General features: G+C 48.8%; 8 protein-coding genes. 3 read left to right on the top strand and 5 right to left on the bottom strand.

Annotated features, from left to right (window positions below; translation table 11 throughout):
- Positions 1-735: 735 nt before the first annotated feature.
- Entirely contained in the window at positions 736-1863 is a 1128-nt protein-coding gene (locus SMSP2_RS14465) for an IS110 family RNA-guided transposase (RefSeq protein ID WP_146683483.1), read from the top strand.
- A gap of 542 nt (positions 1864-2405) precedes the next feature.
- On the opposite strand, the gene SMSP2_RS14460 is transcribed toward SMSP2_RS14465, so the two are convergent.
- Positions 2406-5510, bottom strand: coding sequence for a hypothetical protein (locus SMSP2_RS14460; protein WP_146684729.1), 3105 nt, complete (start codon positions 5508-5510; stop codon positions 2406-2408).
- Positions 5511-6098: 588 nt separating this feature from the next.
- On the opposite strand from SMSP2_RS14460, the gene SMSP2_RS14455 reads away from it, so the two are divergent.
- Positions 6099-7847 carry an alpha-L-fucosidase gene (locus tag SMSP2_RS14455; protein WP_186804764.1) on the top strand — a complete coding sequence of 583 codons (1749 nt, stop codon included), beginning with the start codon at positions 6099-6101 and terminating at the stop codon, positions 7845-7847.
- Positions 7848-7895: 48 nt separating this feature from the next.
- Entirely contained in the window at positions 7896-8210 is a 315-nt protein-coding gene (locus SMSP2_RS14450) for a helix-turn-helix domain-containing protein (protein WP_146684727.1), read from the top strand.
- A 24-nt stretch (positions 8211-8234) separates the two neighbouring features.
- On the opposite strand, the gene SMSP2_RS14445 is transcribed toward SMSP2_RS14450, so the two are convergent.
- The 4 genes from SMSP2_RS14445 to SMSP2_RS14430 are packed head-to-tail and all read right to left on the bottom strand — an operon-like array spanning position 8235 to position 12057.
- The gene (locus tag SMSP2_RS14445) at positions 8235-8537 is read right to left on the bottom strand and encodes a YunC family protein (protein WP_146684726.1); all 303 of its coding nucleotides are present in this window, start codon (positions 8535-8537) and stop codon (positions 8235-8237) included.
- 10 nt (positions 8538-8547) lie between these two features.
- Entirely contained in the window at positions 8548-9507 is a 960-nt protein-coding gene (locus tag SMSP2_RS14440; protein WP_146684725.1) for an ABC transporter permease, read from the bottom strand.
- A 38-nt stretch (positions 9508-9545) separates the two neighbouring features.
- Positions 9546-11048: a sugar ABC transporter ATP-binding protein gene (locus SMSP2_RS14435; protein ID WP_146684724.1), complete on the bottom strand. Its 1503-nt coding sequence runs from the start codon at positions 11046-11048 to the stop codon at positions 9546-9548.
- Between the two features lie 34 nt (positions 11049-11082).
- Positions 11083-12057, bottom strand: coding sequence for an ABC transporter substrate-binding protein (locus SMSP2_RS14430; RefSeq protein WP_146684723.1), 975 nt, complete (start codon positions 12055-12057; stop codon positions 11083-11085).
- Positions 12058-12174 lie beyond the last annotated feature (117 nt).

Below are 12174 nucleotides of genomic sequence, written 5' to 3'. Positions count from 1 at the left end.
CCGTGAATTACCTGAAAGTAGAAAGAAAGTTAGTGTTTCTATCCGGGATCAAACCCGGATAGAAACCAAGTCTTTTTTTCGAAAAGTGGTTTTTTTCAGGTGCTGAGAAGACAGCCTTTCATGGTTCCAGTGTTTCATCTTCTGTTTTTGGGCATTTCCCGTGTCCAGAGGCGAAGCGATAACCGTCTTTGATGGTTACATTACTTTAAACGAAAGAGAAAGAAATTATAGGCGTTGATTCGGTGAGAAAGAGATGCATGATGGACATTCTCGAAAGGAGAAAGTTAGTGGAATACAAACCCTGATGCAGCTCGAAAGTATGTTGGAAAACACCTCCCTATTTTCCCTATTTCCCAATTTCCCAATTTCCCAACCCTTTCCGACATATTAGTAGCAGATTTGTTTCAGGTTTTTCGTAAATGTCGAGGCCCTCAATAGAGTTCCCACTGTAATCATACGCTAAGCCGCCAATCGCAATGATTGGCGGCTTTTTCTTTGACTATATGAAATGTAAAATCCTGATACCTGCCCAAGCAGAACACGCATCCCCGTATTGTCATTTTCAAACGTCAACCATAAGTAGAAAATATGGAACGACCGGCCCCAACGGTTGCAAATCTCGTCATAAGCCGGATAATTACGGTTTATGCGATAAGGTGTACGTAGCACCTGCCAATCGCGGGTTATTACACTGTGGCAACAGAGCCGCATACAATACGAAAGGTACCGGTCGTTATGAACAATATTATAACATATGTAGGAATGGATACACACAAAAAACAACATAAAGCTGCCATAAAATACCCTGATCGGGATAATGTTGTTGAATTTACAATCAAAAATACGCCCTCTGATATTAAACGGGCAGTAAAAAAGATAGCCCGTCAGGCACCTGGGCCGGTTGAATTCTGCTATGAAGCCGGCGTTTGCGGCTTTTCTCTCAAGCGCAGGATTGAGGCTCTGGGCTTTAAATGTGCGGTAATCGCCCCATCTCTGGTACCGGTAAAACCCGGAGTTCGTATAAAAACAGACCGCAGGGACGCAAAGAAGCTTCAGGAGTACTACAGTGCGGGCCTGTTGACCGAGGTTCACGCTCCCAATGAGAAACAGGAGGCAGATAGAGAGCTGGTGCGTCTTCGTGAGACAGCCCGAAAGGATGTCCAGAGAGCACAACATCACATACTCAAGTTTCTCAATCGTCATAGCTATATTTACCATCAGGGCAATCACTGGACAGATAAGCATATAACCTGGCTGCGTGGTATAAACTTCGAAGAGCCCGCCCTGAATGAAGTCTTTGAGGCATATTTCGCCCAGTACATAAACTGTTGTGAAAGGCTCGACAGGTGTGATCGGCGTGTTGAGGCGCTGGCAGAAACGGATGACTACCGCGAAATGGTAGGTATTTTGAGTTGTTTTCACGGCATCAAGACCATCACGGCAATATCCATTCTGGTGGAAATTTTTGATTTTGCCCGTTTTGAATCAGCCCCGGCTTTTATGTCATACCTCGGTTTAACCCCTAAAGAGGACTCCAGTGGAGAATCAGAAAAAAAAGGCCCGATAACCAAGGCCGGCAATAAGCGGGTAAGGCGGCTGCTCAATGAAACTGCCCACCACTACCGGCATCGATATGTTCCATCTAAGGCCCTTAAAAAACGTAGAGAGAGCCGGCCGCAATGGGGAATAGAAATAGCTGACAGGGCCGGGCAGCGTTTGAGTTACCGGCACAGGTACCTTCGGGCCAGGGGCAAGATTCTGGTAAAGGCCAACATCGCAGTTGCCAGAGAGCTGGCCGGGTTCATATGGTTCACAGCAACCCAGTATTACGCAAGAAAACAGGCTCAGCCGCAGAAAGTTTAGTTCATATACTTTTTATCACCCTGGGAAAAAAACATTTAAAATTTAATACAGAAAAACATGACAAATGGTGGCGTGGGTACGAAAAAACCACTTGCGATTGTCCTATATGACAGATATGCCTTATCGGTAAGTCTGACTCATGCCCGTAGAAAGCAAGGTTTGCGACGGAGTATTTCAATGTCGGCTCTGGCCAAAAGCTAATCCACGTATATCAGACTGAATCAACGTCGAAGAATCCCACGCTATCATGCGTCATTAAAATAAGATATGTAAAATTTAAAAAAAAAGTAAATATAATCTCATTAAAACTATTGACAAAGGTCGTTCCATATCAGGACAAGCGTCCCCGCTTGTCATTTTTAAACGTCAACCAGGACGGTTAAGCTGCTCAACACATATCCTATCATGACAGTTTCAAATGTCAATCGTAAGTAGAACACGCATCTCCGTAGTGTCGGTTTTTAATGTCAACCGAGGACGGTTGACCTACTTAACAATCGCCCCCCGCTTGTCATTTTTAAACGTCAACCAGGACGGTTTAGCTACTTAACGGACTGGAGCCACTCGCCCGCCATCAGCGAGAAATCGTCGAGGTTGACCACACAGTCACCTGTAATATCGGCCAGCAGGGAGCATTCGTATTCTGTAAGTGTAATAGCACCCTCGTCATAGGCGATCCATTTCCGGCCGGGCGTAAAGAGGCTGTTTATATGAATCAGCTCATCGCCGGTATTCACATACAGATTAACATCGCCGATAATCAGCTTTGAACCCGGGCGGATTCTAAGCCCGCTAAGGCCGCCGCTGCCGTAGAGGTATAGTGCTTCCTGTCCGCCTGAGCGGTTGCCGTTATCGATCAGATCAACGAGCATAACCGTTGCCGGCTGTGAATAGCTGCCGACCTGCAGCTGCGCGATCCCGAAATTCCCCGCCGTTGCGCCGCCGATTCCGAGGTCTTCGCCGCCGACCTCGAGTTTTAGTGTGCCCGCACCCGCCATCTCAAGTACGCCCGCATCGAAATTTACCGCATTTTCGTCGGTTGTATTGTAAATAAAGTCTCCGCCAAGTTTTAACACCGCACCTTCAAGCAGATGTACAGCCGCTGGAGAGTTTATGTTGAGAAAGCCGCCGACTGTCATTGAAGCGGCAGTGGCTGTCAGAGTTGTATAGTTATTAACAGTAAAACCGTTTCCAAATATTATTTCAGCTCCGCTGGCGGAATTTATATGCGACCTTGATGATGACGGTGAGGCACCGGCAAAGGATACCGCTGCCGAAAGGTCAAGCACCGCGCCGTCGCTTGCAGAGTATGTATGGCTTCTGTATCCAGAGGTGAAGGCGTCATTTATAGATTCAACGCTCGAGAGGTCGAGCACAGATCCGCTGCCGGCAACACTCATAACCGTATAATTATTATTGAGTCCTGTCGCGGTGTACGATGGTGCGGAAATATTGCCGTAAGCGGTCCCAAACTGCGCACCGTCATTTATAGAAATCACTGTGTTGTCGATATTTGTGATTGAACCGGTAACAAGCGTCTTTAGCGGGCTTAAATTTATATTTCCATAGGTAAGGCTGACGAGCTGAGGTGCATTTATCGTTCCACCGTCTTCGATTGTAAATACGCTGCCCGAACCTGCGGCCAGCGCCGGCAGCTCAATTGTTGAAACTGCCGAGGCATCAAAAGTAACATTAGCCGCGTATTCCAGCAGTGGCAGCGTGTATGAGGGAATGTCAACATTAAAACGGGCATAGCCGGAGGGTATTTGCACCAGCGATCCCAGGTCTATATCTCCGCCGCTCTGAATGTTAAACAGCGTGCTTGAGCTCCAGGAATCTGCCGCGGCGATGAATTCTACCGCGGAGAGGTCGAGCAGCCCGCCATCTGATGCCTGGTATGTGTGTGTTCTGTATCCGGCGGTAAATCTGTCATTTATGGCTGTCAACGAGCTCAAATCCAGCACACTCCCTGTGCCTGCGACAGAGAAAACGGTGTAGTTGTTGTTGAGTCCGGTTGCAGAATATCCGGTAGCAGTTACATTACCGTAGAAACTGCCGAACTCGGCACCCTCGCTGATATGAATCTGAGCGTTATCCAGGTGATTCAAAGGCCCGGTTACCAGCGTACGCAGCGGGGTGAGGCTTATAACGCAGCCGGGAACACTTGTAAGATTGGGGGCGTTGATCTTGCCGCCGTCTTCTATTTGCAGAGTAGATGATGCAAGTGCTGTAAGTGCAGGCAGTTCTATTGTGCTTACCGCAGAAGCATCGAACTTTGTGGTTGTCGCCGAAGCAAGCAGCGGCAGAGTATAGGATGGGATATTTACATCAAAATGCACGTAGCCGGAGGGGATTTCTGTCAGGGCAGACAGATCAATATTGCCGCCGGAGTTGAGAGTGAATTTCGTCAGCGAAGACCAGTCACTGACACCAAATAATGTGCTTACAGATGAGAGGTCTATGAATCCGTTATCGAAAACCTGAACTGTATGTGTCCTGTAACCTGCTGTAAAATCATCGTTTAAGACTTCATAAGATGACAGGTCAAGTATTGTTCCCGTGCCGGAGGCGGAGAATAACGTATAGTTGTTGTTCAGTTCTGTTGCGGAGTAGCCCGTGGCGATTATATCACCCCAGGCAGTGCCGAATTGAGCCCCTTCTGTCAGGATAAACCTCGAGCCGTCGGTGTTTGTCATTGCGGCGGTGGTGAATGTTTTGAGCGGGGTCAAGGATACTGCACTGCCGATAAAAGACGTAAGTTTTGGAGCGTTAAACTCTGTGTTATCAGCGATATAAACAGAACAGCCGTTCATCGTGTTAAGGTTTGGCACGTACAGCCCGGACGATTCACTAATATCGAAAACGGTTGTCTTTGCAGAGAGCAGGGATGCGAGCATGTATCCGGGAACATCGATGTCAAATCGGACATAGCCGCCGAGGATATCCGTAAGATTGCTAAGATTTATGTATCCGCTGCTATTGATCTGGAAGTTGAGCAATGAAGACCAGTTTGTCGGGCCGATTATTGCTCCAACACTGGAAAAATCTATGTATCCGGAGTTTATGGCTTCGATTGTGTGTGTGCGGTAGCCGGTGGTAAACGCGCAGTCAAGGGTTTGCAGACCTGAAAGGTCAATTCTGGTATCCACCCCGTCAGCCGAAAAGAGAGTTCTGTGCTCGTTTATAGTTTTAGATGAGTAGGATGATGCCTGGGATTTGGCAAACGCGCCGCCGGTTGCCTTGATAACACCGCCGTCACCAAGTGCCGCGCCGTTGGTTTCGCTGATAAAAACGGTACTCACGCCATCGGCGGCAAGAGTGCCTGTTATCAGAGAATCGTCAAGAACCGTCAGGCTGTGACCCGGGTTGATATGAAGCGCGCTGCCTGCCGCGATTTCCAGGTCGGTAATATCGACGGAACCGTCAATATCAAAGTAAATATTGAACCCGCCTGGAATTACAACATCAAATGTATTTGTACCGTTAACAGGCACCGCTGCGATGTCCCAGTTGCCGGCATCTGACCACAACCCGCTGCCGTTTGCCCCCGTCCATACGGCCTGATAGTGAACCCCATACGCGGCTGATGATATTGCAAATAAAAACAGAAAAGATGTTGTCGCTGCGATTTTTAAACCTTTACACATGGCCCGATCCTCCAGAATGAATGTTTATTTGCCAAATCTACTCTTTTGATAACTGCAAAACGGAAACACCCATTACGTTGCCAATTTCAATATTGTTCCGGCGTTACAGTTAATCAAACATACGTTTTTATAATAAACCTGCCGAAAACTGAATTCAAGTTAAATATTTTTTTGGAGACACAAAGTCTGTGAGATTTTATAGTGGTTTGGAGTGGGCGGCAACAAATTTCGCGGCCTTTATCTACGCTGGAGTAGAGCCGCATTGAATGCGGCTCTCAATCTATGACAGCAAAAAACACACATATAATTCACACGCAAAAACATATTGCATAATGCGTCAAACCTATGACGTAAAAGCACATACAACGCAGAAAGACGCAAGCATTGCGTCTCTACAGATGACGGTATAAACGCCGGTAGAGCCGTCACGATGGGTATAGAGGCATGCAGCCCTCAAACTGTCGCAATAATATAAACATTACACGCAAAATGACATAGCAAACGCCCCTCATTTAACATAAAATACGCTTAGTAATAGATCAAGATAACATTCTTATCATAACAGGAAAGGCAGCGAAGGCAGCAGACGTGACTGAACAGGCTATAAAAGACATCTTCACTAACCGCAAATTCGGTATATTTGTCCACTGGGGCTTATACTCGATGCTGGGAGGTGTCTGGAAAGATAAGAAAACGCCCTACATAGCGGAATGGATTATGAAGCGATCACGAATCCCTGCAAAGGAATACGAGCAGCTCGCCGAAAAATTCAATCCATCCGCTTTTGACCCTGCCGGCTGGATCGAAACCGTCGCCCGCGCCGGTGCCAGATATTTTGTATTCACCGCCAAGCACCATGACGGCTTCGCCATGTATCGCTCTAAATGCAACAGATACAACGTCATAGACGCCTCGGGCTTCAACATCGACCCGATAGAGGCGCTCGCTGACCAGTGCCGCAAGCGAGACATAAAATTCTGTCTCTACTACTCGCAGGACCAGGACTGGCACCACCCGCACGGAACCGGTAACGACTGGGACTTTGACCCTGAAAAAAAAGATTTCTCCATATATTTTGAAGAAAAGGTAAAACCCCAGGTAACCGAACTGCTGAGCAATTACGGCCCCATCGGTCTCATCTGGTTCGACACGCCGGTACAGATTTCCCGACGGCACAGCAAGGAGCTCTTCGAGCTGGTTCACCGGCTTCAGCCGGACTGCCTTGTCAACGGCCGTCTCGGCCACGGCATAGGCGACTACGGCCAGACAGAAGACAACGACATACCCGCCGGAGGAACCGGCCAGGCCTGGGAAGTGCCGGCTACAATGAACGATTCGTGGGGCTATAAAACCCACGACCGCAACTGGAAAAGCCCCCAGCTGCTTCTAAACCAGCTTATCGAGGTCATAAGCAAAGGCGGCAACTATCTGCTCAATATCGGACCGGACGGCATAGGAAGAATCCCGACCCAAAGCATACAGAGCGCTGCGTACATCGGCAGCTGGCTAAAGGATAACGCCCGCGCTGTCTTCGGTACAAAACCAAGCCCGTTTACAGGCGATTTTGAATGGGGATATGTAACAGAGTCCGGCCAAAGGCTTTATCTGATCATAACCGACCCTGATGCCGGCAGGATTGAGCTTTCCGGACTTCGCACACATGTCAAAAACATGAGCCTTCTGTCAAACCAGACTGCCAATATCTCGTTTAATCAGCAAATATTGCCCGAAAAATCAATCTACATGCTTTCGGTGGACATACCGCAATGGCAAACCCAAAGGCCTCTTGCTGTCGAAGTGAATTGCGGCGAAGAAATTTCAGCCGATAAAACGATCACTCAAAAACATGACGGTAAAATATCGCTTGAGGTGCTAAATTCCGACATTGACAGCGGCGGCGATTTCAAACCCGGCACAAACAGCTCAATCGAAAGCTGGCTCAAACCAAAAGGCTCTGTAAAATGGTCTTTCAGGGTGCTTCAACCGGGCAGATTTGAGGTCAGTATTCTGACATCTATGCCGCGGGCCGATGGTGATCCGGCATCTCCGGTTGACTGGGAAGGCGGGCACAAAATAAAAATCTCAGCCGCCGGCCAGACTTTATACACGGAAATAAAAAAAGATTTCGAAGAAACCCGCACCGGAAGCCATGCAGTTTACGCCGGCACCAGAGCCGGAGAGATTGCCTTTGATTCTCCTGGGCTGTATGAGCTGGAAATCGAACCAGAGCACATAAACGCCAAGAAAGGGCTGGGCTTTACTCTGCGTTCGGTATTGCTCTCGTCTTTGATCGCAAATCCCAGAGGCTCAGACAAACTCATAAAAGCAAACGCTTAATGATCTATTGCAGAATACAGGTTTCAGAACTTACTTAAGGAATAACCCATGAATAAAACCGTAATGATTGCAATCGCCGTTTTATGCCTTGCCGCGGCAGGTATAATAACATACATATCCGTCGGCGGCGGTACTGACGGAACAAAAAGCAAACCAATATACCTCAAGTGCACAGAATGCGGCAAAGTCGTCGAAATGTCGGTAGGCGAATACGAAAAGAAAATGAAAGAGCTGACCGAAGGCTTAAGCCAGCTCGAACTTATGAACACCGACACCAGCCTGAAATGCCCTGATTGCAGCGGAAGATTGCAGGTCGGCTACAAAGACCCCGACACCGGCGAGGTTGTCCTGATCGGAAACTAACCCGCCCCCTTCAATACGCCGCGTTTAGAGCATTTCGAGAACATCACGGCCTTTGAGCTCCAGTGCCGCCCCTTTACCAGCGGCGGTTTTGTTGACTTCTATAACGACGCCTTCGAGCAGATCATCGGGGCAGCGAATCGGCGAACCGTCTTCTGAGGCGATCCGGGCGGCGGGATATTCAAACTTGTCAAGCGCCATCACATTAAACGCCCCGCAGCCTATCATGCCGGTATCGGTCTTGACAAAAACCAGATTTACCGGCCCCAGCTCAACAGTAAAACCCTGAGCTCCTCTGCCGCCGGAGAGGTTAATAGTCTCTACATTCATACGCGTCTCCTTAGTTGGTGCTGTCTGCGGCTTTTGACCTGGCAACCTGATCAATCGCAACCGCAGCGATAATTATAATACCGATAACAATCAGCTGAACATTTGTTGATATTCCCAACAGAGTACACCCGTTCCGCAAAAAGCTGATCAGAAGCGTACCGATTATCGTGCCCGTAATGCCGCCGCAGCCGCCGGAAAGGCTGGCACCGCCTATTACAACCGCCGCGATTACATCCAGCTCAAGCTGAATGCCGGCTGTCGGCTGAGCGGATACCGTCCTGCTGGTCAAAATCATCGCCGCCAGGCCTACAAGCAGGCCGGTCAGTGAATATATCGCCACGAGATTTTTTTTCACGTTTATACCGGCATGAAACGCCGCCTGCTGATTAGAACCCATCGCATACGTGTAACGTCCAAGCCGGGTATATTTCATTATGAACGCGGCGACACCTGTTACCAATGCGAATATAATTATCGAGACGGGAACGCCGGCAATCACCCCTTCGCCGAGATATTTGTACTGCGGAACGTTGAAAGGCTGGCCGTCGTGCATAACATAAGATATCCCGCGAAAGATACTCATTGAGCCCAGTGTTACAATAAAGGGCTGAAGTTTGAGACTGGTGATCAGGGTGCCGTTGAAAAACCCGCAGACAAGCCCGGCAAACATACCCGCCAGAGTACCGATCACCATAGACCCTGCCGTCAAATCTCCCCCGCTGACCTTAAGCATCGTCCAGGCGCCTGCCATGCCGCAAAAAGCCGCGACAGAGCCGACAGAAAGATCAATGCCCGCACTGATGATGATAAAAGTCATACCCACAGCGATTATGCCGTTTACACTTGAACGCCTTAGCACATTTAGAAAGTTGTCCAGGGTTAAAAACGAATCGGGCTTTATCGCCGACAAAATACATACTATCAGTATCAGTGTGCCGAACGGCAGCATCTGTCGAATCATTTTGTTCATTTTTGTGTATCTATCCTTATGTTTTTTAGCAGTAAATTTCAGCTTTCAGCAGTAGCGGCGTATTTCATCACTTCATCGGGGCTTGTTTCCGCTGTTACCAGATCTGCCGCCTGCTCACTGCCGCGTATTACAAGTATCCGGTCGGCCACGCCGAAGAGCTCGGGCAGCTCTGATGATATCATCAATATCGCCTTGCCTTGAGCAGCCAGAGTGTTTAGAATTTTGTACACCTCTTTTTTAGCCCCGACATCAATCCCCCTGGTGGGCTCATCGAATATGACAAATCTCGAATCTGCCATGAGCCACCGGGCAATAAGCAGTTTCTGCTGATTTCCGCCCGAAAGTGAGTCCGCAGGAGCAGATGGAGACGGCCATTTAACCGAAACCTTCGAGGCGATATCAATAACAGCTTTATCCTCACGTGCAGGGCTTATGAAATGTTTCATGCCGATTTTTTCAAGGTTGGGCAGTGTTACGTTCCAGCTGCAGGCAAGCCCCACGCACAGACCGGTTCGCTTTCTGTCCTCTGTCAGCAGTGCTATGCCGGCGGATATCGCCTGAGCGGGGGAATTGATTTTCACCTCCCGCCCGTCTATTGCCAAAGTGCCGCCGGTTTTTTCTCTGACTCCAAACAGCGCCTCAGCAAGCTCTGTCCTGCCCGCACCGACAAGACCGGCAACGCCGACGATTTCGCCGCTTTTTATCTTAAAAGAAACGTCTTTGACGCCGACGGCTGTAATATGTTTTGCCTCGACACATACCCTGCCCGGCGAGACATCCCTGGCGGGATAAAAATCCTTCAGTTCGCGGCCTACCATGTGATGCACAATTCGGGGAATATCCATATCCTGCATTTTTCCCGTATGAACCACACTGCCGTCACGCAGAACGGTTATATCATCGGCCAGGTCGATAACCTCTTCGAGGCGGTGCGAGATATAGATTATCGAGATGCCGCCGCGGCGGAGATTTCGCACAATTTCAAAGAGTTTTGAAGCCTCGGTTTTACTCAGCGAAGATGTCGGCTCGTCCATTACGATAACGTTGGCGTTTCTGTGCAGGGCTTTTAACAGCTCTACTATCTGGCAATCGCCGGTAGAAAGCCCGGAGACTTGCGCGCCTGAGCTGATATTGAATCCGTACTCTGCGGCGAGCGCATCAGTCCGCTCATTCATCAGAGCCTGATTTAGCATAAAGCCTTTTTTCAGCTCTCCGCCAAGGTAAACATTCTCCGCAACACTCAAATCCTCCGCGAGGTCAAGCTCCTGATATATCATAGACACGCCGGCTTTTAGAGCATCGTGAGGGCCGTTGAAGGTCTGCTCTCTGCCCTGAATCCGGATAGTGCCCGAATCGGGCCTGTGCACACCTGCAAGAACCTTCATCAGTGTCGATTTGCCGGCCCCGTTTTCGCCGACAAGGGCGTGAACAGTGCCTTTGCGAACAACAAAATTCACATCGCTCAGCGCCCGCACCGGACCGAACGACTTAGATATGCCGGCCATGCTCAATACAGAACGATTTTGTTTGCTCTCTGTCATAATCTACTGTTTACCGCTGATTTTCTTTGTGTGGCTATTCCAGCCGAAGGGCCTTGCGGACCTGGGGATCATTAAGGTCTTCCGCTGTATAAACCTTTACTCCGGTATCAATACGTCTTTCAACCGGCCTGCCTTCGATTGAAGCGACAACGGCCTTAACCCCTTCATAACCCATCTTAAACGGATTCTGCACGACAATAGAGTCAACCTTGCCTTCTACAAGACCGTTAATAATAGCGTCTTCGTCATCGAAGCCAACCATCTTGATACGTTCTGTACGGCCCTGGCTCTCAAGCCCGCGAAGCGCACCGACAGAGGTGGACGCGTTGCAGGCAAAAAGACCGTCAACGTCCTGATTTTTGGTCAAAAGGTCTTCTGTAGCCTGGAGTGCGGTTTCAACCGTAGTCAGCCCGTATTTGGTATCTACTATCGATATCCCGGGAAATTCATTCTCTATCGTCTCGATAAAACCGTTTTCACGCTGAGTGGTGGAGTCCGAGCCCTGAGCGTATTTTATCACGATCACATTTCCTTCGCCGCCGAGAATCTCGCCCATGCGCCTGGCAGCTAACTGGCCGCCAAGATAATTATCTGTGGATATAAAGCTGAGATATTTATCGGTTTCTATACCCGAATCGATTATTGCACAGGGTATCTCTCGCTCATAAAGCCGTTCTACAACAGGCACAAGTGCCTCGGCATCTAGCGGAGCAAGAACAACACCCGATACATTGCGGATCATCAGGTCCTCTACGATTTGAATCTGCTTGTCACGGTCGCTCTCAACCTCGGGGCCGTTCCAGTACATATCTGCTCCAACCTCGTCGCAAGCCTCTTGAGCACCGGCTTTTACACTTTGCCAGAAAACATGTGTAAGACCCTTGGGAATTACGCCTATCGTCAACGAACCGTCCGAGTCGGCATCACTGCCCTTGCGGCTGATTCCAATCCCTACAAAAACTGCCGCCAGAACGACAAGAACAACAATTATCACTGCGTTTTTCTTCATTTTACCGCCTTTTTTCTGAATAATTTCAAATACTGCTTTGTTTATTAGATTATAGACTTATAAACTCAGGTTTCCAGATTTTTTTCTCTGGCAGAAAAAAGGTCTGCGGCTTTTTGG

This window comes from Limihaloglobus sulfuriphilus, assembly GCF_001999965.1.
In the GTDB taxonomy this organism is placed as follows: Bacteria; Planctomycetota; Phycisphaerae; order Sedimentisphaerales; family Sedimentisphaeraceae; genus Limihaloglobus; species Limihaloglobus sulfuriphilus.
The sequence above is the reverse complement of the archived record's forward strand: the minus strand, read 5'-3'. Positions and strand labels throughout refer to the sequence as shown.